Genomic DNA, 21,035 nt, shown 5'->3' with positions numbered 1-21,035 from the left:
CACGCCACTCCGGTTGACTTATTTGCTGGCGCGGCATTATGCGGTGCCGGAACCTCCGGGTGCGATCCCGCATGAAATACCTCGTGTGCCGGTGTACATGCTGGTCACGGCGCCACTGATGTCCGCCTTCGCCAGTGCCTGTACCGCGTCGGCGAGTGAATATTGGATACGTATCGGTGCCGTCCGCTTGTCGGCGGCCTGTCGCATCGGCGGCGTGTTATATTGTGCTCCGCAGAGACAGAAAGTGTGAAGGGCAAATGCCGGAATTACGGCTGTGAGACAAATGACAATCGGGGGGGTGCAGATGATGGAATTGATCGCCATCCAGGCGGCGGCCGCTGCCGCTGAGCTTCCATTCCTGCTGCTCCAGGCAGCCGCGGTGATCGGCATGGTCTCCCTGCTGATCCTCATGCGCCGCAACATTGCCCTCGATGACCCGCGTTACAAGATTTATTATGGCGTCGTTTTCGGCGTGGCCGGTTTTCTGCTGACGCTTCTGGTGGCCGAGTTCATCAGGCTGCCCTCCAAACCCTATATCCGTTCGGATCTGCTGTTTCTCGCCGGGCTTCTGGGGTCATGGCAGGGCGGCGGCATCGCGCTGTTTCTCGTTGCGGCCGCGCGCTACCTGGTCGGTGGCCCCGTGCTGTTTCTCGCCGCTTTTCAGGACATGGCCATCATCTCGGCTTTCGGAATCATGATGTATGGCTGGATGCGCAGGCGCAGCCTCGCCGAACTGGGAATGCGGGATATTCTTGCCGTGTTTGCCGTGCGGTTTGTTGCCGTGCTGTTCGCCATTTCCGTGTCGTTCGGCCTTGGTCTTGTCGAGCAGTCGCTGTTTTTGGACGCGGTCGGCCGCCGCACTCTCGGGGCGGTCATCGTCGGTCTGCCGATGATTGCCTGCCTGTTTCTTCTCCTGCGCAGCGAGGCGCGGGCGCGGGAAGATGTGAGGAAGCGCGAGATCGCGGCGCTGACGGATCCCCTGACCGGCCTGCCCAACCGGCGCGCGCTGAAGGATCATATCGAAACGGCGGCACGGCGGGAGCCGGCCGTTCCACGCGCGCTCCTTCTCATCGAAATCGTCAATATTGCCGATGTCGCCGCCTGCGAAGGCGAGGACTGGGCCGATCTTTTCTGGCCGCGACTGGCGCGGGAGATCTGCGAAGGCAATAGCAGCCTGCTGTCGAGTTCCAATGCGCCATGCGGTTTCATGTTCGGCGATACGACGCTTGCGGTGGTCGTCGAGGGGATTGCGCTGGAAAAATCGGAAAGCGCCAGACTCATGATGCATCTTCATGAAGGGCTGAGCGCATTTTGCCGATCCGCGGAGGCAGGGCCTGTTCCGCATCTGAAGATAGGCGCGGCCAATCTGGATATGCTTTCCCACCAGAATGTGGCGTCGTTCCTCCGGCATCTCAGCCTGGAGTTGGGAAGAAGTGAAAATCCGGTGCAGATTTTCCCGTTCTCCTTTGCCGAAAAAGCCAGCCGCGACGAAGGCGTTCGGCAGATGCTGGTCCATTGGATCAAATCCGGCAGGCCGCCCATATGTTACCAGCCGAAATTTGAAATGCACAATCGCCACATGATCGGCGCGGAGGCGCTTCTGCGGGCGACCGATGGGCGCGGGCAGGCGCTTTCACCCTATTACGTGCTGGAGATTGCCGAGCGCCACCGGTTGCTGGTGGAGTTCGAATGGTCGACCATCGAAGCGGTTGTCCGTGACCTTGCCGACCTGCGCGGCCTCGCCCCCGATTTTCATCTGGCGGTGAATATTTCCGCTTCGTCTTTGGCGACCCCACGTTTCGGAAACCGGGTCGTGGCGCTCCTCAGGGAAATGGCGGTCCCGGCGCATCGGTTGTCCATCGAGGTAACGGAGATGAGCCGCATACCGGCCATCGATATCGTGCAGCAGAATTTCGACACGCTGAACGAGGCGGGCGTGCGGTTGTCGCTTGATGATTTCGGCACGGGTTATTCCGCTCTCACCCTGCTTGCGCGGTTTCCTTTCGAAGAGGTCAAGGTCGACCACTGGATGACGTCCCGGCTCGATCAGTCACGGTTCAGGGACGCCATCGCGCTCGCCTTTGAAAGCGCCGAGCGTTACGGCGCCAAGCTGGTGACGGAAGGCATAGAAACGGAAGAACAGAGCCTGCTTCTCATGCAGATGGGCATCCGCTTCGGGCAGGGTTATCTTTATTCGCCCGCGGTGCCGCTCGATCGCTTGCAGCCGCGCAGGGAATGCGCCTAGAGGGTTTCCGGCAGGACCAGGCCCGGCGTTACCTCGCCACGTTGCGGCTCCAGCGACATCGAAGCCGGCTTCGGCCGGATTGAATGTTTGGCGCGTCTGTGCTGAGGAGGTACCATGACGAACCAGTGGTCCGACCGTGCTTTCCGGTCACGCGAGCGAACCGATGCTTGAAAATAACGATGCATGGAACAGGCAGCCCGGAATATCCGGCCAGTCCCCGCCGGAAGCAAAGACGGCAAGAGCGGACGTCGCGCAGTCGCTCGGCGCCATCGCCGATGCCGAATTCGGCGCAGGGCCTGTGTTGGGATATCCCAATCCTCCGGCGGCCTGGCCGCTGCTAAGGGTGTTCGCTGTCTGGGCATTGTTGATGGCTGCGGTCGTCGCCACTCTGGCGGCTTACCAATATGTCAGCCTGCTGGGTGAGCTGGAACGGCAGAGCGACGCCCTGCAGGCCGAGGCGTCGCGCCGGGCCGACCAGCACGATGCCCATGTGACGGCACTTTCGGCGGCGGCGCAGGCGCAGCAGGGACCGGGCGATAGTCTGTTGCTCGCCATTGCCGCGCCCATACTGCAATTTTACCCGCGTATCGACGAAGTTCAGCTGGTCTCCCTCACGGAGGGAGGTCCCGCCATCGGCACCCGGCCGCTGGAAAGCGAACTGGCCGCAGCGGTCCGCGAGGCGGCATCGGTGTTTTCAGGCCGGCCGGCTTTGCTGGCGAGTGCGCTGAGGCCCGGCCACTACCTGATCGTCAAGCGCAGCCCCAACAGCGAGACGGCGCAGCAGGCGCTTGTGTTGGCCGTCGACGCCGCGCAGCTGCTGGCCTCCGATGCTCCCTTCTGGTCGGCACAGCACGCCGTGATCCGTCTGAAAATGCCCGATGGACGCCTGTTATACGGCCCGCCGCAACTGCCCGCGCAGCCGCAATATGCCCGGCAGCTCAGCAGCGCCAGCCAGCCGCTGCTTCTGGAAGTCGCACTTCCCATCACCTGGCGGGAACTTCTGCCGGGCCGCGTCCTGCTCGCGGGGCTTGCCGGTGCCAGCGTCGTTTTTGTGTTCGGCATCGTTATGGCAAGGCAGAGGACACGTATGCGCGCCGCCGAAAGGCGGGCCGAACTGAGCGGCATGGAAGCGAGGCTGACCCATGCATCGCGGGTCAATGCGCTGGGAGAGATGGCCAGCGGCCTTGCCCATGAGCTGACCCAGCCGTTGACGGCCATCTTGGCGCAGGCGCAGGCCGGGCGGCGGCTTCTTGCCCGTCAGGATGTCGCAACGCTGTCCGGTGCTCTGGACGACATGATCGAGCAGGCGCGCTGCGCCGCCAACATGCTCGACCGGTTCCGCAACTGGTCGCTGCCGCATCGCCATCCTGCCACGGCGCATGATTTGCGCGTCGCGCTGCGCAATGTCGATGCGTTGCTGGCCGGCGAAGCGGCGCGGCAACAGGTCGTCATAGATATCCGGCAGCCGGAGGCGCCGCTTCTGGTTCGGGTTGATCCGGTGGAAATGGAGCAGGTCATGTTCAATCTGCTGCGCAATGCCCTCGATGCGCTGGCCGGTGCCGAGGGCAGGGGGGCCATCACCGCCACGCTCAGCCGCGATGGTGATCTCGCCATATTCGAAGTCGCCGATAACGGGCCCGGCGTGGCGCCGCAATTGCGCGACCGGCTCTTTACGCCCTTCGCGACCACGAAAAACAACGGCATGGGACTTGGCCTCGCGCTCAGCCAGCGGCTGGTGGAGCGCGCCGGGGGCGAAATCCTCTCCATAGAGCAGGAAAACGGCGCGTTGTTCCGTGTCGTCCTGCCGGTCATGGCGGAGGCAACGAAGCCATGACGCTGCCCGTCTATCTGGTCGATGACGACGACGCCGTGCGCAAGGCGCTGATATTGCTGTTGTCCACCGTCGGCATCAAGGCGAAGGGTTTTGCCGATCCGACGGTTTTTCTCGGTCAATTGCCGGGTCTCGAGCCCGGCTGCCTGATCTTCGACATCCGCATGCCGGCCATCACCGGCCTGAAACTGCAGGAAAAACTGGTTGAGGAAGGCATCGACTGGCCGGTCATCATCATTTCCGGCCATGGAAATATCGAGGCCTGCCGCCGCGCCTTCCGCAACGGCGCCGTCGATTTTCTCTCCAAGCCGGTGGATGAGCAGGATCTCATCGATGCGATCCAGAAAGCGCACCGGACGCTTGCGCGCACGCTGGATGCCAGGGCGCTGCAGGCGGAAACGATGGCGCTTCTGTCGCTTCTCACCGCGCGTGAGCGTGAGATACTCGAGCGCATCGCACTGGGTTTCACCACCCGCCAGATCGCCGACGGGCTCGGCCTTTCGCCGCGCACGGTCGACAGCCACCGCGCCGCCATCGGCCTCAAGCTTGGCACCACTTCCCAGGCGGAAATGACAAGGCTGTGGCTGGAGGCCGGCGAAGATCGGTAGAACTACCGACTGGCCGGCAAGTCTTACGGATTCGCAGTCCCGTTCCAATTGCCTAGGTTGCAGTCCTCATCAAGCAAGAGGACCTTTTCATGATCCGCAATCTTCTCATCGCTTCCGTTCTGCTCGCTCCTGCGGCCGCCTTGGCCCAGACGCTGCCAACCGCTCCCTATCTGCCGCTCGAAATGGCGGAGAAGGCAGCGAAAGCCGCGCTTCAGGCCTGCGTCGCCAAGGGTAATGCCGTCACTGTTGCCATCGTTACCCGCGACGGCGCCACCAAGGCGGTGCTGAAAGCGGATAACTCCGGCCCGCACACGGTTTCCAGCGCGACGGGCAAGGCCTTCGCGGCTGCTTCGCTCGGTCGCGACATCGGCGAGATCGCGGAATTCATCGCTTCCAAGCCAGCCAATGATGGTCTTCGCAATATGGATGAACGCATGGTCATCCAGGCGGGTGGCTTGCCGATCAAGATCGGTGAAGCGCTGGTCGGCGGCATTGGCGTTGGCGGCGCGCCGTCGGGCGCCATCGATGCCGAATGCGCCCGTGAAGGTCTCAATGCAATCGGCGCGAAATAAGCAGCGTCAACGTAATCCGGCGGCTTCGTAGAAGGCCGCCGGACCGCGTGCCGGCCTTGCACTGCCGAACATCACCCCGCCATTGCTTCCTCATATTCGCCGGAAAGCAGCAGCCATTGCTCTTCCGCGTCGGAAAGCTTTGCTGCGGCTTCACCGCGCTCCTTGACTTTCTGCGCCGCCTTGGCGGGTGCTTTTTCATAAAGGGCGGGATCGGCCAGTTCGGTGTCAAGCGCCTGAATCAGTTTCTCAAGCTTTGCCGTCAGGGATTCGATTTCGTTGATCTTTTTCTTCAGCGGCGCAAGCTGGGCGCGTTTCTCCGCGCTTGCCTTGCGCTGATCGGCCTTCGACGCCTGATCGGGAGCGGCCTCGGTCTTGTCTTCCTTTTTCCTGCCGGAAGAAACGACGATGTCGCGATATTCCTCCATATCGCCTTCGAAGGTTTTGACCGTGCCGTCGGCCACCAGCCACAGCCGGTCCACCGTCGCTTCGATGAGGTGCCGGTCGTGCGAAATGAGGATGACCGCGCCACTATAGTCATTCAGCGCCTCGATCAGTGCCCGGCGGCTGTCGATGTCGAGGTGGTTGGTCGGTTCGTCGAGGATGAGGAGGTTCGGCGCATGGAAGGCCGCAAGCCCCATCAGCAGCCGTGCCTTTTCGCCGCCGGACAGGTCCTTCGCCGCCGTTGCCATCTTTTCGGTCGCGAGACCCATCTGCGCCACGCGTGCGCGTACCTGCGCTTCCGGCGCCAGCGGCATCAGCTTGCGCACATGTTCGACCGGTGTTTCATCCGGTACAAGGTCATCCAGCTGGTGCTGCGCGAAAAAACCGATCTTCAGGCCGGGTGCCACACGAAGATCGCCCGCCTGCGGGGCAAGCCGGCCGGAAATGAATTTCGCGAAGGTGGATTTGCCGTTGCCGTTGGAACCGAGCAGCGCGATGCGGTCGTCATTGTCGATCCTGAGATTGAGCTGCTTCAGGATCGATTTGCCCGGCTCGTAACCCACAGCGCCGCCATTGATGGCGACGATGGGCGAGGCGGGCTGCTTTTCCGGCTCCGGAAAGGTGATCGGCTGGACATGGTCCTCGATCACGGCGGCAACGGTGCCCATGCGCTCCAGCGCCTTGATGCGGCTCTGCGCCTGCCGCGCCTTGGTGGCCTTGGCGCGGAAGCGGTCGATGAAACTTTGCAGATGTTTGCGTGCCGCGTCGTTTTTCGCCTTCGCCTTCATCTGCAATTCGTCGGCCTCTGCCTTCTGCCGCTCGAACTGGTCGTACCCGCCGCGATAGAAGGTCAACTTCTTCTGGTCCAGATGCACGATGGAATTGACGGCATTGTTCAAAAGATCGCGGTCATGGCTGATGATGATGACGGTATGCGGATAACGTCGGATGTAGTCTTCCAGCCAGAGCGTGCCTTCGAGGTCGAGATAGTTGGTCGGCTCGTCAAGCAGCAAAAGGTCCGGTTCGGCAAACAGCACGGAGGCGAGCGCCACGCGCATGCGCCAGCCGCCGGAAAAGGAGGAGGCGGGGCGCAGCTGCGCCTCGTGATCGAAACCGAGACCGGCGAGAATGCTCGATGCGCGCGCTTCCGCCGAATGGGCGTCGATATCGACGAGCCGCATCTGGATTTCGGCGATCCGGTGCGGATCGGTCGCGGTTTCGGCCTCTGCCAGAAGCGCGCTGCGCTCCTTGTCGGCGGAAAGCACGATGGAAATCAGCGAATCTTCCGTACCCGGTGCTTCCTGCGCGACCTGGCCGATGCGCGCCTGTTTGGGGATCGTCACCGAACCGCTTTCGGCCGAAAAATCGCCGGTGATGACCCGGAACAGGGTGGATTTACCGGCGCCGTTGCGGCCGACAAGGCCCGCCTTCACGCCAGCAGGAAGTGTCACGCTCGCATGGTCGAGAAGCAGGCGCCCGGCGATGCGGGCGGAAAGATCGGTAATCGTAATCATGGCGTCGTTTTGGCTGAACTGGGAAGCCAAGGCAAGAGCAGCGACGACACATCAGGGCAGATATGGCGCCGGAAAAGCAGCCGGTTTGCAGGCCACCCTCCGGGCGCATCCCATATCTTCGGTTTCATGCGTTTTCCAGGGGGAAACAAGGGTGCCGTTTCGCTGGAGATGTTTCAGCAGCCGAGCTGGGCCAGATAGCTGCCGCGGCTGTGCTGAGCCACCTCACGGGAATAGCCGACCACGCAATTGCGCGTGCCGCAGCGTGCCGAAAGCAGGGCAAGTTCGGCATGGCTGAAAAATTCGGCGGGCGTGGCGGTGCCGTCAACGGCCGCAACGCCGATTGAAACCGTCAGGTGCTCGCCATCGCCTTCGCTGGTCACGAAACGCAGCGACCCCACGCTCTGCCGCAGGCGCTCGGCAATCGCTTCGGCCGTATGCTGTGAGACACCGGCAAACAGGAAGGCGAATTCATTGCCGCCGATGCGTGCGACGAAATCGTCCTTCTTGATCGTCTTGCGGAAGAGGGCGGCAAGCCGCCGCAACGCCTTGTTGCCGGCGGTGGGGCCGTATTTGCCGTTGATTTCGCGAAAATGATCGATGTTGAGCAGCATCAGCGAGGTGGCGGATGCCGCCTGATCGCCGGCGAAGATATCTCCGAGCTTTTCAAGGAAGGCTGCACGGTTGGGGAGCGCCGTCAGCGCGTCGCGAAGGGAGCTTGCCTGCAGATCGGCCCTGCGTTGCTCAACCTCGCGGATTTTCATCAGCCCCATGGCGATGAAATGTTTCAGGCTTGTCTGTTCTTCCTGAATGTCGTCCAGCAATCCCGCCAGCCGCTCCGTTGCCGTCGATCCGCGATGTTCGTCATCGGAGAGGCTGTCGATGAAGGTTTCGGTGCGCTGCAGGCCGGCTTCCAGCCGCGCGGAGATTTGCTTGAGGGTCTCGAAGGCCTCGCTCGCCATCTGTTCCGCCTCGATCCGGGAAAAACCGGGCAGATTATGCCGCTGGCCGACAAGATCGATCTCATGCTGTTGCGGCGCATTGCCGAGTGCGAGGATGTCGCGGCCCATGGCCGGATTGTGTCCCGACAATATTTCGTAGATCAATTCATAATTGCGCGGCAGCGGCGCAATATTCATCTTGGCGATGAACTGCGCGATTTTTGTAAAGACAAGACTATTCCTTGCCTGTTCGCGTTTTTTATCGCCAGCAGATGCCATCGCTGTCAGCTCCAATATCGATGGTTGTATGAATTGAACGAAAAAATCGTTTTTGAATGGCGTATTCATACCGCCAACGGCTTAAAATTGGCTAAACCCTGGAGAGAGTTTGATCGCCTTCAGGTTTTATTTTCCGCTGTCGCAGCCGGCGTCTTCCGAACGGCTTTTGATCGATAATATGACAAATGCTGATTTGCTTTCGGACGGCGGGCGTTTTTATATCGTTCCATCGAGATTGCCAAAAAGGGTGCTTATCATGACGACCTCCAGAACCTTATATTCACTGTGCGGAAGCGATATCTCCCGGCCTTTTTCTCCCCATTGCTGGAAAACCGTTCTTTCGCTGGCGCATAAGGGGCTGGATTTCGAGGAGCGCCCTTTGCCCTTCACCATCATTCCGACGGTTGAGGACGGGTTTTCGAAGACGGTGCCGATCCTGCGCGATGGCGACCAGCTCGTGAGCGACAGCTTCGAGATCGCGCTTTACCTGGACGACGCCTATCCGGAGCGCCCCTCGCTGTTTGACGGGGAGGGTGGCAAGGCAATGGCCCGTTTCGTCGAAAGCTGGTCGCAGACGGTGCTTCACCCGGCGATTACCCGCATCGCCGTCCTCGATATCCACAACATGCTGGATGAGCCGGATCGCCGTTATTTCCGCGACAGCCGCACGAAAGTGCTCGGCCGCCCGCTTGAGGATGTGGTGGCCAATCGCGAGACGGAAATCGCGGCCTTCCCCGCATTGCTGACACCGATCCGCCGCATGTTGAGCTTCCAGCCTTTCATCGGCGGTACGTCGCCGCTCTTTGCCGATTATATCGTGTTCGGCGCGCTGCAATGGGCAAGGATCACCACCGGGGCCGATCTGTTTTCCGACAATGACCCGGTGCGGGACTGGTTTGAAGGCTGCCTCGATCTCTATGATGCGAGAGGCCGCAGTGTGACAGCGGCGTGAAATGTCTGGCGTCATCGTCGCAATCTCGTCGATCCCCCTTGTTTTCGGGCCTTTGGGCGGGTAAAGACCGCCCACTTTCTCTGAAGGAAAAGGAAACGGACACATGGCGATTGAACGCACATTTTCGATGATCAAGCCGGACGCAACCAAGCGTAACCTGACGGGCGCGATCACCAAGGTATTTGAAGACAACGGCCTGCGCGTCGTCGCCTCCAAGCGCGTCTGGATGAGCAAGCGCGAAGCCGAAGGCTTCTACGCCGTTCACAAGGAGCGCCCCTTCTTCGGCGAGCTCGTTGAAGGCATGACCTCCGGCCCGACCATCGTTCAGGTTCTGGAAGGCGAAAACGCCATCCTCAAGAACCGCGAAATCATGGGCGCCACCAACCCGGCCCAGGCCGCTGAAGGCACCATCCGCAAGACCTTCGCGCTCTCCATCGGCGAAAACTCCGTTCACGGTTCCGACGCTCCGGAAACCGCCGCACAGGAAATCGCCTACTGGTTCGCCGAAACCGAAATCGTCGGCTGATTCAAAATATCAACGGCTTGAATCGTCCTTTCAGGCGATTGCGCGAGGCCGTTGAAAAGACTCGAGGAAACGGAGCCGAAAGGCTCCGTTTTTTGTTGGGTGACAGGTACGGGCCTCCACACTCCGTCACCCCGGACGAGATCCGGGGTCCAGCGCGATCAAGTCTTTGATCGTGAAAGGCTCTTTACGTCGCGCAGACGCGCGGCTGCTGGATACCGGGTCAAGCCCGGCATGACGGATGAGAGCTTGTTATTTCGCTCCGGGAACTCAAGCGCAGAAAGTCTTCATGACGCCGGACACCCCTGGACCGGCCGCATATCCGTCGTACCGTCAGGTTTGAACACCTCCGGATTGGGCGTATAGAGCGGCCCGATCACCAGCGGCTTGGCGGGAAGAAGCGACTGGTCCGTGTCGGAGCGGATCGTGGTCTCGATCGTCTGGAGAATGTCGCCCTCCGGCCCCTTGATGCGGATGGTGACCCGGTAAGGCCGGTCCTGCTTCACGCACTCGACTGGCGGACTTTGAACGGCGATCTTCTCGTCTGCCGGAAAAATCCTGTCGCTCGTCGTGAGGTCAGGGCCGCCGCGTGGATTTTCGAATGTTGCCTCAAGCGTGCTGCCGTCGCGAATGGGGGCGATGCGCTGAAGCGTGACCAGATAAGTGGCAACGGCGACGCGATAGTTGAAGACGAACATGCGGCCCGAAACCTTCGCGACTTCGCGCGGTTCGTCGCGCTGGCAAGCCGAAAGGCCGAGTGCAGCCGTAATTACCAGCAATGGCAAGGCAATTGCCTTCATTCCTGTGCCTCCTTTGTCCGGTGATAGTGCCGGCTGGCTTTCCGCCGGTTGCCGCACACCGCCATGTCGCACCAGATACGGCTTCTGTTCTTGCTGCGATCGATGAAAAGCCAGCCGCAATTGCTGCAGATCCGCAGCCTTTCCCGTGCCTGCGCCGCAAGCAGTGACAGAGCGGAATGGGCGGTGGCATTGCCGAGACTTTCGGCCAGCGGAAATGCGCGCAGTGCCGTGCCACAGGCGAAGAGAAGCCGCGCCAGCCTGCCGTCGTCATCGCCGCCATTGGTGATGGATGCACGAAAATAATCGTCGATCGCTTCCCGCAACTCCAGAAAATCCGGCTTTTGTGCCGCTTGGGGGGCAATGAGCGCGGGAAACCTACCGCGTTCCGCGCCAAGCCGTGTCGCCGCTTCGGCAAAGGCGACGATCTGCTCCGGCACGGCAAAACGATCGATCGATTTTGCCGCGTCCGAGCGCAGGATCACGCTATTGGCGACATCCAGCGCCAGGGCGCCGCCCGCGAAACGATGTTCTGTCCAGCGAAAACTCATGCTGCACATTATAACTGTCAAAATGTATTTTAACAGTTATAATAATGGCGGGAGGACGCGCATGGCCTATTTCCTGCAACAATTGCTGAATGCCGTGCCGGTCGCAGCCCTTTATGCGGTTCTGGCCTTCGGTTATGCCATCGCCTTTTCCATCACCAGGCGCGCCGATGTCACCTATGGCGCCATCTTCGCTTTCGCCGGCCAGACGTGCCTGCTGTTTGCCGATTTCGGCTGGAACCGGCTGTGGCTGGTTCTGCCGGCAACGCTCGCGCTCGGGGCAGGAGCAGGCCTGTTCGGTGGGTTGTGGGCGGCGGGTTTCGTCGGCAGGGCGGTGATGCGGCCTCTGGCGAAGGCCTCTCCCAATGCGGTGACAGTCGCCTCCGTCGGTGTGCTGATCGCGCTTACCGAAAGCGCAAGGCTTGCCGCGGGCACCCGGCAATTGTGGCTGCCACCACTTTTGTCGCAGCCGGTACGCTTTTGGAGCGACGGCGGCTTTGCCGTGACCCTGACGCCGATGCAGATGCTGAACACGGCGGTGTTTGGACTACTCATCCTCTCAGGGTCCATTTATCTCGGCCGTTCCGCTTTCGGCAGGCGCTGGAAGGCCGTTTGCGATGATCCGCTTGCGGCATCGTTCTGCGGCGTGAATGCGGGCAGGGTGTTCCTGCTGTCCTATTGCGCGGCGGGATTTGTCGCCGCCATCGCCGGGGTGCTCGCCACCTTTTATTACGGCACCATGGATTTTGGCGCCGGACTTGTCTTCGGCCTCAAGGTCGTGCTGATTTCAGCGGCGGGCGGTTATGCCAGTCCGCTTATTTGCGGTTTGGGAGCTGCTGCCGTCGGATTTGCGGAAACCCTGTGGGCCGGTTATGGCCCGGTCGTCTGGCGCGATGCGGCGGTGCTGGCGCTTCTGGTCGGCTGGCTGATCATCATGCGCAGCAGGGTGGAGGCACCCTGAGGCATTTCCGGGAAAAGTGGACTGCGGTCTTCCACCCGGAAAGGCGGAAAAGGCGATGGATTACCGCCACTTGTCCTTTGCCGTATCGTCGGTTGTCTTTGCCGCAACCCAGTCGCCCGCCGTGCCATCCTTGCCATGCTCCTTCTTCCAGAACGGGGCGGAGGTCTTCAGATAGTCCATCACGAAATTCGCGCCGTCAAAGGCCGCCTGCCGGTGGCTGGAAGCGGCGATGACGAGAACGATATTCCCGCCGGCAGCGATTTTGCCGTAGCGGTGGATGGCGGTGAGGCCGAGAAGGTTGAAGCGCTCTATCGCGAGTTTGGCGATGCGGCCGATTTCCGCTTCCGCCATGCCGGGGTAATGTTCGAGTTCCAGTGCCGCAAGCGTTCCACCATCGTCCCGGCAGAGCCCGGTGAAGGCGACCACCGCGCCGATGCCCTTGTCGCTTTGCGTCAGCCGTCGCGTTTCCTCAGTGGCGTCGAAATCCCCTGCCTGTACGCGGATCGTCGGCTGCACGGCTTTCTGCATCCGCTCATCCCCCGGTCATCGGCGGGAAGATACCGATCTCGCGTGCGCCGGCGATGCTCTCGTCATGCTCGACATGTTCCTGATTGACGGCGACACGGATCACATCCGGAAATTCGAAGGCCGCCTCGTAATTCTCGCCACGGGTCGTGAGCCATGCGATCAGCTCGCCGGCCGTGGTGACGGAGGAGGGGATGTCCAGCTCCTCTTCGTCCGTGCCGATCTTTTCGCGAACCCAGGCGAAATAAACGATCCGTGTCATCAGTCTTCGTCCACGATGTGCTTCAGGCCGGCCTTGAAGTAGTCATAGCCGGTATACATGGTGAGCGCCGCCGCGAGCCAGAGAAGTGTGATGCCCATCTCTGTCGTATAGGGCAGGACCTTGTCGCCCGCAGGACCGGCGAGAAGAAAGGCGATGGCGACCATCTGGATCGTCGTCTTCCACTTGGCGATGCGGGTGACGGGAACGCTGACCTTCAGCGCCGCCAGATATTCGCGCAGGCCGGAGACCAGAATTTCGCGGCAGAGAATGGTGATGGCCGCCCAGAGCGACCAGCCGGCAATGGTGCCGTCCGCGGCCATCAGGAGCAGGACGGAAGCGACCAGCAGCTTGTCGGCGATCGGGTCCAGCATCCGGCCGATATTGGAGGTCTGGTTCCAGATGCGGGCCAGATAACCATCGAGAAAATCGGTCAGCGACGCGATGATGAACAGCCACAGAGCCGTCCAGCGCGCGAAATCAGAGCTTTCCAGCTTGCCCTCGATGAAGAAGCACAAAACGATGACAGGAACCGCCAATATGCGGCCATAGGTCAGAAGATTGGGAATGCTGTATGCGCGCGAAGCCATGGGAAACCTGTCAGTCAAAGATCAGCTGTCTTGATGCCGCCCCTGACGCATAGGGTCAACATGTGATTATGTTTTTTTAGCAGTTCGCCACGACGGTGCGGTATCAATCGCCGCCGCTCTCGTGGAAGTGATTGTAGATTTGTCGTGCCACCGTCTCGGAAATACCGCTGACGGCCATCAGATCGTTGAGGCCGGCGCGGGACACGGCCTTGGCGGTGCCGAAATGCTGCAGCAGGGAGCGCTTGCGCCCCGGGCCGATCCCTGAGATTTCATCGAGCGGATTGCGCACCATTTCCTTCTTGCGCCGCGCCCGGTGAGAGCCGATGGCGAAACGGTGCGCCTCGTCACGCATGCGCTGGATGAAATAAAGCACGGGATCACGCGGCGGCAGCGAGAAATCGGCGCGACCGTCGGCGAAGAAACGTTCGCGCCCGGCCTCACGGTCCACGCCTTTGGCGACACCGATCGCCGTCACGCAATCGCGAATGCCGAGTTCGTCGAGAATGGCCCGCACGGCCGTCATCTGCCCCTGACCGCCATCGATCAGGATCACGTCCGGCCAGGTGGGGAAGGGCATGTCGGCCGCTTCTTCGGCTGTTGGCGTCCGTTCGCGATCCGGTTTTCCTTCTTCCTTCAGGAGACGTGAAAAGCGCCGGGTCATCACCTCGCGCATCATGCCGAAGTCATCGCCGGGGGTGATGTCGGTCGATTTGATGTTGAACTTGCGGTACTGATTCTTCACGAAGCCTTCCGGCCCCGCCACCACCATGCCGCCAACGGCATTGGTGCCCATGATATGGGAGTTGTCGTAAATCTCGATGCGTCGCGGCACGTAGGGCAGGCTGAAGGTTTCCGCAAAACCTTTCAGCAGCCGCGCCTGAGACGAGGTTTCCGCCAGCTTGCGGCCATGCGCCTCGCGGGCATTGGCCAGGACATGGTCGGTAATGTCCTTCTTTTCGCCGCGCTGCGGCACGCTGATGGTCACCTTGTGTCCCGCTTTTTCACCAAGCGCCGCAGCCAGCAGTTCCTGTTCCTCGATGGTTTCGGATAGCAGAATCTGTTTCGGCACCGGCTTGTCGTCGTAAAACTGCGCGAGGAATGCGTTGAGGATTTCCGAGCCGGGCAGGGAAGGGTCGGCCTTCGGGAAATAGGCGCGGTTGCCCCAGTTCTGGCCGGTGCGGAAAAAGAACACCTGAATACAGGAAATGCCGCCTTCATGATGAATGGCGAAGACATCCGCCTCCTCGATACCGGCGGGATTGATGCCCTGATGGCTCTGGACATGCGAAAGTGCGGCCAGCCGGTCGCGATAGACGGCGGCGCGTTCGAAATCGAGATCCTCCGCCGCCTCGTTCATCTGCCGCGCAATCGCGGTCTTGACGCTCTGGCTTTTGCCGGACAGGAAATCCTTGGCTTCCTTGACGAGTTCCGCATACCCCTGATCACTGATCTCATGCGTACAGGGGCCGGAACAGCGCTTGATCTGGTACAGAAGACAGGGGCGGGTGCGGGTCTCGAAAACGCTATCGGTACAGGTGCGGATCAAAAACGCCCGCTGCAGCGAATTGATCGTGCGGCCCACGGCGCCGGCCGACGCAAAGGGGCCGAAATAATCGCCCTTGCGTGCCCGGGCACCACGGTGCTTGAAGATCGCCGGCGCACGATTGTCGGCGGTGATGAGAATATAGGGAAACGATTTGTCGTCGCGCAAAAGCACGTTAAAGCGCGGCCGCAAGCGCTTGATGAGGTTAGCTTCCAGGAGAAGCGCCTCGGTCTCCGTGCGGGTGGTGACGAATTCCATATGGGTGGTCAGCCGCACCATCTGGGCGATGCGGTTGGAGTGCACGCGGCCCTGAGCATAATTGCCCACACGCTTCTTCAGCGACCGCGCCTTGCCGACGTAAAGCACGTCGCCCGCCTCGTTGAACATGCGGTAGACGCCCGGCGCATTCGGCAGGTGTTTGACGAATTCGCCGATGAGGTCCATGCCCTTCAGGCCGGATTCGTTCTTCCAGCCCGCATTCCAGTCCATGCCGGCGACATCGCGCGAAACCTCGCCCGCATCCGTCGCGGAAAGGCTGGCATCGTCGTCTTCGTCATCGGTTTCATCGAAGAGAATACCGCCATCAGGCAGCTTCTTTCCGTTCATTCAGGTATCTCCGCCACGTCAGGGGTTTCCCAGCCAAGATGCTGGCCGCCATCGAGCGCGATCATTTGTCCGGTGACCGACGGCGTGTCATAAAAAAAGCGAATCGTCCGCCCGAACTCGTCGGGTTCAGGACCACGCTTTAATATAAGGCCGTCGATCTGCGCCTGAAAGTCCTCGGGCGCCTGTCTTTCGCTTTTGAAGGAGGGGCCCGGCCCGATGGCGTTGACCCTGACACGCGGCGCAAAGCTCTGCGCCATCGTTCGCGTGGCGGTCCAGAGGGCGGATTTCGAAAGCGTATAGGAATAGAAGCGTGGTGTGAGCGCCAGCACGCGCTGATCGATGATGTTGACGATCAGGCCGGATTTATCCCGCGGCAATTGTTCGACGAAGGCGGCGGCGATGAGGGACGGCGCCCGCACATGCACGGAAAAATGCGTATCGAAGATTGCCGGATCGGGTTTGTCCGCCGTGTCATCCAGAAAAACCGACGCGTTGTTGACGACCACGCCGATGGGGCCGAGAGCGGAAGCGGCCTTGTCGACAAGCGCCATTGTTGGCGCGGATTGTGTCAGATCCGCCTGAACGGCAACGGCCTTGCCACCTTTTTGCCTTATTTCGTTAGCGAATTCCTCGGCCTGCGCCATCGATTCATTGGCATGAACGGCGATTGCGAAGCCGTGAGCGGCCAGATCGGTCGCGATTGCCCGCCCGAGCCGGCGGGCGGCTCCCGTTATCAAGACTGTCTTTTGTATATTTTCTTTCACGGCGGACCTGCATTTGCTCATACACGCCCTATGTGCTGGATATAAATGCAAATCGCAAGCTGTCCGTCGGCCTTAAAAGAATTGGGCGATTTTTTATTCGAAAAGAAATTTTGATTTAATTTAAATATAACTAAGTTTAAAGTTGATCTATTGCTGGTTAGGATCCCGTTAGGGTTAATAAAACCCTTGTGGCAATTAGGCAACGTCTAATTCTAGTCACGCCTCTGCCCCAAACAATTCACATTTTGGCTCTTTGATCTCCGCATTCTCCCATCAAATTCAGTTTCCAGAGGGGCGATTAACCCGACGAGTTTACACCGCGTCTGAAAACGATGTTTTGAGTACAGAGCGGTCCTGAAAGGAGAATAGCATGCGTATTTTCGTAGCAACCCTTATGGCTTCGACCATTGCAGCCGCCGGCTTTTCGGCTGCTCACGCCGCTGATGCCGTAAATGAAGTGCCGCAGGCACCGGTGTCCTACGACCAGCCCGCACCGGTCAAGGATTGGTCCGGCGCCTACCTCGGTGGTACCGTCAACTATGACTGGGGCCGTTTCAGCTCCAGCAATGACGGTCGTGACGCCAAGGGCTTCGGTGGCGGCCTCTACGGTGGTTACAACATGCAGAGCGGCCAGATCGTTTACGGTGCTGAAGCAGACGTGAACCTGGGCGACGAGAAGGGCTCCGCCGGTACGGTTGCCGGCAATGCCATCGAAGGCAAGCAGGGTGTTAACGGCTCGCTGCGTGGCCGCGTCGGTTACGACATGAACCCGTTCCTGCTCTACGGCACGGCCGGTCTTGCTGTCTCCGACAACAAGGTTCGTGACGCGACCTCCAAGGACAGCGCCACCGCCCTCGGTTACACCGTTGGTGCCGGTGTTGAAGCCATGGTGACCGACAACATCACCGCCCGTCTGGAATATCGCTACAGCGACTACCAGAAGAAGGACTACGGTCTCGACTCCGGCGCATTCTCGCGCGGTTTCGACGACCATTCCGTCAAGGCCGGTATCGGCGTCAAGTTCTGATCCTTTCCGGATCGGTTAAGGAAAAGCCGGGGTTTGCGCCCCGGCTTTTTTTGTTTTTCCGTCTGGGTCGGTCGCCCGGCGCGGAGGCCGGGCACGCTTCTGCCCCGGTATCAGGCAGCCGCCTTCATTTCCTCATAGGCGTCGAAGCGCTTGCCGAAAGTCTCCGGCCATTGCGAAAGAGCCTCGCGCCCTTCGGCCCATTCACCCGCGAAACGCAGGTCGAGATAACCGATCATCGCTGCCAGGGCGAAATGGCCGCCATGCAGCTTCTTGCCGGTCTTCGGCAGGTTCGCGTTCAGATGATCGAGACCCCGGACCACTTTTTTCCACTGCTTGTCGATCCACGGCTGGTGGATCTTGTCTTCCGGGCGAAAGCGGCGCTCGTAAACGATGGCCAGCAGGCAATCCATGATGCCGTCGCAGAGCGCTTCCAGAATTTCCGCTTCCGTGCGCTTGCCGTCCTTTTTCGGGTAGAGCTTGCCGCCCGAAAGACGGTGGAGATAATGCATGATCGCCACGCTGTCATAGACGGAGCCGCCGTCATCCAGAAGCAGGACAGGGATTTTGCCGAGCGGATTGTTGTCCATCAGCGTCGCGGGTTCGGCGCTGGCGTCGACGCGCACGGAGGTGATGTCGATTCCCAGATGGCGGGCGGCCATGCGCACCTTGGCGGAATAGGGGGAGGCGGGCGAATAGAGCAGTTCCATGATCGGGTCCTGTGGGTTTGATATCTGGTGATTAGCGTATCGGGATGATTTCGGCGGAGCCGGCGCGGCATCCCCTGCGGTCAAGTTCGGGGCAGTCGCGGAATGTCAGGTCCCTGTTGAGGCAGATGCGTACTTCCTCCAGGCGCTTGCCGTCGCAGCTGATTGAAATGCCGCGTTTCGACAGGCCCGGATTGGCGTCGGTGAAGGCGGTTTCTATCGCATCGGCGGAAAGGGTGGTGGCCCGGGCGCCCGAAGCGATCGTCTCAGGCAGTTTCACGGCCTCGAAGGCAGCCCGCGTCGCCGAGAAATAATCCTTCTGCGACAGGCCGGAACAGGAGCCGTGCTTGCGCCACTGATGGCCGATGAGGCCCATGGACGGCATGATGTCGAACATTGTTCGTCCGATCGCATCCGGAACACGGTCGGGTTCTCGGCTCTGGCAGAATTCGGGATAGCCGTTTTCGTTCTGCGGCCACAGCCCGTGCACCACAAAACCGTAGCGCCTGTCGCTGCCGCATTGCTGGCGGTTGCCGGAACCTTCGGAACTGGCGCAGAAGGCCGGCGACCAGGACAGGGACAGAACATAAAAATCGAATCCCGTTCCCTTGAACGCAGGATTATTGCCCGCATCGCGCCGGGACATTTCCGGCCCGGGACGTCCTGCGGGTTGCGACGGGGCCTGCGTCTGCCGGTTGTTCACGGAAGCGTTCGGCGTCGGATTTTCCTGCGCAAACCACAGCGCTGCAAGCGACAGAAGACCCAAGGCGATGAAACCCGCATAACGCTTCATTCCGTGCTCGTTCCCCGGAAAGTGGACGACCTCATATCGCCGTCGGCGACAAATCGGTCTTACATAAATTTGTGAACGAGGCAAACGGGCAAAAAGGTTGAAAGCTTCGCCGCATAACGAATAGAGTCGAACGAATCTTCCGCGAAAGACGGAAGCCGGGCAGGGGTGAATCTGGAGGAAATAGGCGGCATGACCGCATGAAATTCAAAAAATACATCTGGCCTGTCGTTGGTTTCGCGACGATCGGTTTTTCCGCTTGGCTGCTTTTCCACGAACTGCGTGGCCTGTCGCTCGATGACCTCTGGGACAGTCTGAAGGCAATCCGCGTGCGTGACTGGCTGTGTTCCGGTCTTGCCACTCTGCTGGCCTATGCCGCGCTTGCCGGTTACGACCGCATCGCGCTGCAGCATCTCGGCCGCAAGGTGAACTGGTTCTTCATCACGCTCACCTCTTTCACCACCTATGCGCTGTCCCACAATGTCGGGGCGTCCGTATTCTCGGGCGCCGTGGTGCGATACCGGGCCTATACATCCAAGGGGCTGAGCGTGGCGGAAGTGGGCGTCCTCGTCGGCCTCTGCTCCTTTACCTTCCTCATCGGGACCATCATGCTGATCGGTCTGGTGCTGCTGTACGAGCCCGACATCACCGAACGGTTTACCGGAATCCTGCCGGTCGAAGCCTCCACGACCACGGGCGTTCTGCTGCTTCTTTTCGTCGGCCTGTATGTTCTCGGCAGCCTGCTCAGGCTGAAGCCTCTGAAAATCGGTTCCTTCGTGCTGCCTTACCCCGCACCGAAGCTGGTGGCGCAACAGCTCGTCATCGGTCCGATCGAATTGATCGGCGCAGCGGGCATAATCTATTTTGCGCTGCCGGAAGCCGGAAATCCTGGCTACATGGTCATTCTCGGCATTTTTCTGGTGTCTTTTTCGGCGGCCCTCATCTCGCACGCGCCGGGCGGGCTCGGCGTGCTGGAGCTGGTTTTCGTCACCGGCCTGCCGGACATGAACCCCGCGGATGTGATTGCAGCGCTGCTGGTCTTCCGGCTGTTCTACCTCATCATTCCCTTTATCATGGCCCTGTTCGTGATCCTGTTCTTCGAACGGTCACAGCTTGCGGCGGCACAGAGGCGGGAAGGGTTGAGGTAGCCCTCAATCCTCTTCATGCTTTTCCTCGCCGCGCAGCCAGAAGGCGCGGTGGGAAGCATATCTGTCCTGCGCCATCACCGTCTTCAGGAAGGGCAGGAGCGTGTGCAGCTCGTCCTTCAGCGTGTAGGGCGGGTTGACGATGATGAGGCCGGAGCCGCTCAGGCCATCCAGCCGGTCGCTTTTGACGGAAAGCTCGGCGCACAGCATCTTCGGAATGTCGAAGGATTGCAGCCGCTCATGGAAATCCTTGATCGGGGCGCCCTTTTTCAGCGGATACCACAGGCAATAGGTGCCGGTGGAAAAACGCCGATAGGCCTTGTTCAGCCCGTCCGCCAGCCGCTGATATTCGTTTTCAAGCTCGAATGGCGGATCAACAAGGATGAGGCCACGCTTTTCCTTCGGCGGCAGATGCGCGCCGAGCGACAGCCAGCCGTCCAGTTCGGTGACGCGCACCTGATAATCCCCCTCGAACAGGCGCGACAGCGCGCGGCTGTCATCCGGATGCAGCTCCATGGCCGAAAGCCGGTCCTGCGGGCGGAACAGCATACGCGCCAGTTTCGGCGAGCCGGGATAGAATTGAATGCCGCCCTCCGGATTGAGTTCCTTCACGGCGGCAAGATAGGGTTCGAGCAGTTCGGCGATGGGGGCGGGCAGGTCGGCCTCCACCAGCTTGCCGATGCCGGTCTGCCACTCGCCGGTCTTCTGCGCCTCTTCCGAGGTCAGGTCGTAAAGCCCGATGCCGGCATGGGTGTCCAGCACCCGAAATGCCTTGTCCTTGTTCTGCAGGTAGCGCACGAGGCGGGCGAGAACCGCGTGTTTGAGAACATCCGCGAAATTGCCGGCGTGATAGATGTGGCGGTAGTTCATGGA

General features: G+C 60.6%; 21 protein-coding genes. 9 read left to right on the top strand and 12 right to left on the bottom strand.

Going from position 1 to position 21,035, the window contains the following annotated elements; genetic code table 11:
• Positions 1 to 304 precede the first annotated feature (304 nt).
• From N434_RS16550 to N434_RS16535, 4 genes are all read left to right on the top strand, one after another.
• Positions 305 to 2,245, top strand: coding sequence for an EAL domain-containing protein (locus tag N434_RS16550; protein WP_110759414.1), 1,941 nt, complete (start codon positions 305 to 307; stop codon positions 2,243 to 2,245).
• Between the two features lie 163 nt (positions 2,246 to 2,408).
• Complete coding sequence (locus tag N434_RS16545; RefSeq protein WP_181424000.1) at positions 2,409 to 4,079, top strand: sensor histidine kinase; 1,671 nt, start codon at positions 2,409 to 2,411, stop codon at positions 4,077 to 4,079.
• Complete coding sequence (locus tag N434_RS16540) at positions 4,076 to 4,684, top strand: response regulator transcription factor (RefSeq protein WP_110759306.1); 609 nt, start codon at positions 4,076 to 4,078, stop codon at positions 4,682 to 4,684. The genes N434_RS16545 and N434_RS16540 overlap by 4 nt, the downstream gene beginning before the upstream one ends.
• A gap of 89 nt (positions 4,685 to 4,773) precedes the next feature.
• Complete coding sequence (locus tag N434_RS16535) at positions 4,774 to 5,256, top strand: GlcG/HbpS family heme-binding protein (RefSeq protein WP_110759304.1); 483 nt, start codon at positions 4,774 to 4,776, stop codon at positions 5,254 to 5,256.
• Between the two features lie 71 nt (positions 5,257 to 5,327).
• On the opposite strand, the gene N434_RS16530 is transcribed toward N434_RS16535, so the two are convergent.
• A complete protein-coding gene (locus N434_RS16530) occupies positions 5,328 to 7,211 on the bottom strand; it encodes an ABC-F family ATP-binding cassette domain-containing protein (RefSeq protein WP_065116177.1) in 1,884 nt (627 codons plus the stop codon).
• A gap of 173 nt (positions 7,212 to 7,384) precedes the next feature.
• On the bottom strand, positions 7,385 to 8,428 hold the full coding sequence (locus N434_RS16525; protein WP_161991622.1) for a GGDEF domain-containing protein: 1,044 nt from the start codon (positions 8,426 to 8,428) through the stop codon (positions 7,385 to 7,387).
• 256 nt (positions 8,429 to 8,684) lie between these two features.
• On the opposite strand from N434_RS16525, the gene N434_RS16520 reads away from it, so the two are divergent.
• Both N434_RS16520 and ndk read left to right on the top strand, forming a co-directional pair.
• The gene (locus N434_RS16520) at positions 8,685 to 9,380 is read left to right on the top strand and encodes a glutathione S-transferase family protein (protein WP_065116178.1); all 696 of its coding nucleotides are present in this window, start codon (positions 8,685 to 8,687) and stop codon (positions 9,378 to 9,380) included.
• A gap of 103 nt (positions 9,381 to 9,483) precedes the next feature.
• Positions 9,484 to 9,906 (top strand): nucleoside-diphosphate kinase, encoded by a 423-nt coding sequence (ndk, locus tag N434_RS16515; RefSeq protein ID WP_003496769.1) that lies wholly within the window; start codon positions 9,484 to 9,486, stop codon positions 9,904 to 9,906.
• Positions 9,907 to 10,190: 284 nt separating this feature from the next.
• Here ndk and N434_RS16510 read toward each other — a convergent pair whose 3' ends face one another.
• Positions 10,191 to 10,703, bottom strand: a complete 513-nt coding sequence (locus tag N434_RS16510; RefSeq protein WP_065115333.1) for a hypothetical protein — start codon at positions 10,701 to 10,703, stop codon at positions 10,191 to 10,193.
• Positions 10,700 to 11,260, bottom strand: coding sequence for a CGNR zinc finger domain-containing protein (locus tag N434_RS16505; protein ID WP_181423999.1), 561 nt, complete (start codon positions 11,258 to 11,260; stop codon positions 10,700 to 10,702). Before N434_RS16505 ends, N434_RS16510 begins: the two co-directional genes overlap by 4 nt.
• 52 nt (positions 11,261 to 11,312) lie before the next feature.
• Between N434_RS16505 and N434_RS16500 the strand changes: the two genes are divergently transcribed.
• Positions 11,313 to 12,209 (top strand): branched-chain amino acid ABC transporter permease, encoded by an 897-nt coding sequence (locus N434_RS16500; RefSeq protein ID WP_110759301.1) that lies wholly within the window; start codon positions 11,313 to 11,315, stop codon positions 12,207 to 12,209.
• 60 nt (positions 12,210 to 12,269) lie between these two features.
• Here N434_RS16500 and N434_RS16495 read toward each other — a convergent pair whose 3' ends face one another.
• The 5 genes from N434_RS16495 to N434_RS16475 form a co-directional block, all read right to left on the bottom strand.
• Positions 12,270 to 12,737 carry a molybdenum cofactor biosynthesis protein MoaE gene (locus N434_RS16495; RefSeq protein WP_110759299.1) on the bottom strand — a complete coding sequence of 156 codons (468 nt, stop codon included), beginning with the start codon at positions 12,735 to 12,737 and terminating at the stop codon, positions 12,270 to 12,272.
• 4 nt (positions 12,738 to 12,741) lie between these two features.
• A complete protein-coding gene (gene moaD, locus N434_RS16490; RefSeq protein ID WP_065115336.1) occupies positions 12,742 to 12,996 on the bottom strand; it encodes a molybdopterin converting factor subunit 1 in 255 nt (84 codons plus the stop codon).
• On the bottom strand, positions 12,996 to 13,583 hold the full coding sequence (gene pgsA, locus N434_RS16485) for a CDP-diacylglycerol--glycerol-3-phosphate 3-phosphatidyltransferase (RefSeq protein WP_046798832.1): 588 nt from the start codon (positions 13,581 to 13,583) through the stop codon (positions 12,996 to 12,998). The genes moaD and pgsA overlap by 1 nt, the downstream gene beginning before the upstream one ends.
• A 103-nt stretch (positions 13,584 to 13,686) precedes the next feature.
• Positions 13,687 to 15,732, bottom strand: a complete 2,046-nt coding sequence (gene uvrC, locus N434_RS16480; protein ID WP_181423998.1) for an excinuclease ABC subunit UvrC — start codon at positions 15,730 to 15,732, stop codon at positions 13,687 to 13,689.
• Positions 15,729 to 16,517 carry an SDR family oxidoreductase gene (locus N434_RS16475; RefSeq protein ID WP_065115338.1) on the bottom strand — a complete coding sequence of 263 codons (789 nt, stop codon included), beginning with the start codon at positions 16,515 to 16,517 and terminating at the stop codon, positions 15,729 to 15,731. Before N434_RS16475 ends, uvrC begins: the two co-directional genes overlap by 4 nt.
• A gap of 349 nt (positions 16,518 to 16,866) precedes the next feature.
• On the opposite strand from N434_RS16475, the gene N434_RS16470 reads away from it, so the two are divergent.
• Complete coding sequence (locus N434_RS16470; RefSeq protein WP_065115339.1) at positions 16,867 to 17,523, top strand: outer membrane protein; 657 nt, start codon at positions 16,867 to 16,869, stop codon at positions 17,521 to 17,523.
• 110 nt (positions 17,524 to 17,633) lie between these two features.
• Here N434_RS16470 and N434_RS16465 read toward each other — a convergent pair whose 3' ends face one another.
• Together N434_RS16465 and N434_RS16460 are read right to left on the bottom strand one after the other, a co-directional pair.
• Positions 17,634 to 18,230: a glutathione S-transferase gene (locus tag N434_RS16465; protein WP_110759297.1), complete on the bottom strand. Its 597-nt coding sequence runs from the start codon at positions 18,228 to 18,230 to the stop codon at positions 17,634 to 17,636.
• 31 nt (positions 18,231 to 18,261) lie between these two features.
• A complete protein-coding gene (locus N434_RS16460; RefSeq protein WP_110759295.1) occupies positions 18,262 to 19,020 on the bottom strand; it encodes a ribonuclease T2 family protein in 759 nt (252 codons plus the stop codon).
• Positions 19,021 to 19,217: 197 nt separating this feature from the next.
• Between N434_RS16460 and N434_RS16455 the strand changes: the two genes are divergently transcribed.
• Positions 19,218 to 20,165 (top strand): lysylphosphatidylglycerol synthase domain-containing protein, encoded by a 948-nt coding sequence (locus N434_RS16455; RefSeq protein ID WP_065115342.1) that lies wholly within the window; start codon positions 19,218 to 19,220, stop codon positions 20,163 to 20,165.
• A gap of 3 nt (positions 20,166 to 20,168) precedes the next feature.
• Here N434_RS16455 and N434_RS16450 read toward each other — a convergent pair whose 3' ends face one another.
• Complete coding sequence (locus N434_RS16450) at positions 20,169 to 21,032, bottom strand: 23S rRNA (adenine(2030)-N(6))-methyltransferase RlmJ (RefSeq protein WP_110759293.1); 864 nt, start codon at positions 21,030 to 21,032, stop codon at positions 20,169 to 20,171.
• Between the last annotated feature and the right edge of the window lie 3 nt (positions 21,033 to 21,035).

The sequence above is a fragment of the Rhizobium sp. UGM030330-04 genome, assembly GCF_003208455.1.
GTDB lineage: Bacteria > Pseudomonadota > Alphaproteobacteria > Rhizobiales > Rhizobiaceae > Agrobacterium > Agrobacterium rhizogenes_A.
This window is presented reverse-complemented; position numbering and strand designations above follow the sequence as displayed.

Coding starts and splice junctions, on each gene's coding strand:
- N434_RS16535 (WP_110759304.1), top strand. CDS start 4,774: ATGATCCGCAATCTTCTCATCGCTTCCGTTCTGCTCGCTCCTGCGGCC.
- ndk (WP_003496769.1), top strand. CDS start 9,484: ATGGCGATTGAACGCACATTTTCGATGATCAAGCCGGACGCAACCAAG.
- N434_RS16505 (WP_181423999.1), bottom strand. CDS start 11,260: ATGTGCAGCATGAGTTTTCGCTGGACAGAACATCGTTTCGCGGGCGGC.
- moaD (WP_065115336.1), bottom strand. CDS start 12,996: ATGACACGGATCGTTTATTTCGCCTGGGTTCGCGAAAAGATCGGCACG.
- pgsA (WP_046798832.1), bottom strand. CDS start 13,583: ATGGCTTCGCGCGCATACAGCATTCCCAATCTTCTGACCTATGGCCGC.
- N434_RS16530 (WP_065116177.1), bottom strand. CDS start 7,211: ATGATTACGATTACCGATCTTTCCGCCCGCATCGCCGGGCGCCTGCTT.
- N434_RS16545 (WP_181424000.1), top strand. CDS start 2,409: ATGCTTGAAAATAACGATGCATGGAACAGGCAGCCCGGAATATCCGGC.
- N434_RS16450 (WP_110759293.1), bottom strand. CDS start 21,032: ATGAACTACCGCCACATCTATCACGCCGGCAATTTCGCGGATGTTCTC.
- N434_RS16550 (WP_110759414.1), top strand. CDS start 305: ATGATGGAATTGATCGCCATCCAGGCGGCGGCCGCTGCCGCTGAGCTT.
- N434_RS16455 (WP_065115342.1), top strand. CDS start 19,218: ATGAAATTCAAAAAATACATCTGGCCTGTCGTTGGTTTCGCGACGATC.
- N434_RS16525 (WP_161991622.1), bottom strand. CDS start 8,428: ATGGCATCTGCTGGCGATAAAAAACGCGAACAGGCAAGGAATAGTCTT.
- N434_RS16520 (WP_065116178.1), top strand. CDS start 8,685: ATGACGACCTCCAGAACCTTATATTCACTGTGCGGAAGCGATATCTCC.
- N434_RS16465 (WP_110759297.1), bottom strand. CDS start 18,230: ATGGAACTGCTCTATTCGCCCGCCTCCCCCTATTCCGCCAAGGTGCGC.
- N434_RS16470 (WP_065115339.1), top strand. CDS start 16,867: ATGCGTATTTTCGTAGCAACCCTTATGGCTTCGACCATTGCAGCCGCC.
- N434_RS16475 (WP_065115338.1), bottom strand. CDS start 16,517: ATGAGCAAATGCAGGTCCGCCGTGAAAGAAAATATACAAAAGACAGTC.
- N434_RS16510 (WP_065115333.1), bottom strand. CDS start 10,703: ATGAAGGCAATTGCCTTGCCATTGCTGGTAATTACGGCTGCACTCGGC.
- N434_RS16460 (WP_110759295.1), bottom strand. CDS start 19,020: ATGAAGCGTTATGCGGGTTTCATCGCCTTGGGTCTTCTGTCGCTTGCA.
- N434_RS16540 (WP_110759306.1), top strand. CDS start 4,076: ATGACGCTGCCCGTCTATCTGGTCGATGACGACGACGCCGTGCGCAAG.
- uvrC (WP_181423998.1), bottom strand. CDS start 15,732: ATGAACGGAAAGAAGCTGCCTGATGGCGGTATTCTCTTCGATGAAACC.
- N434_RS16495 (WP_110759299.1), bottom strand. CDS start 12,737: ATGCAGAAAGCCGTGCAGCCGACGATCCGCGTACAGGCAGGGGATTTC.
- N434_RS16500 (WP_110759301.1), top strand. CDS start 11,313: ATGGCCTATTTCCTGCAACAATTGCTGAATGCCGTGCCGGTCGCAGCC.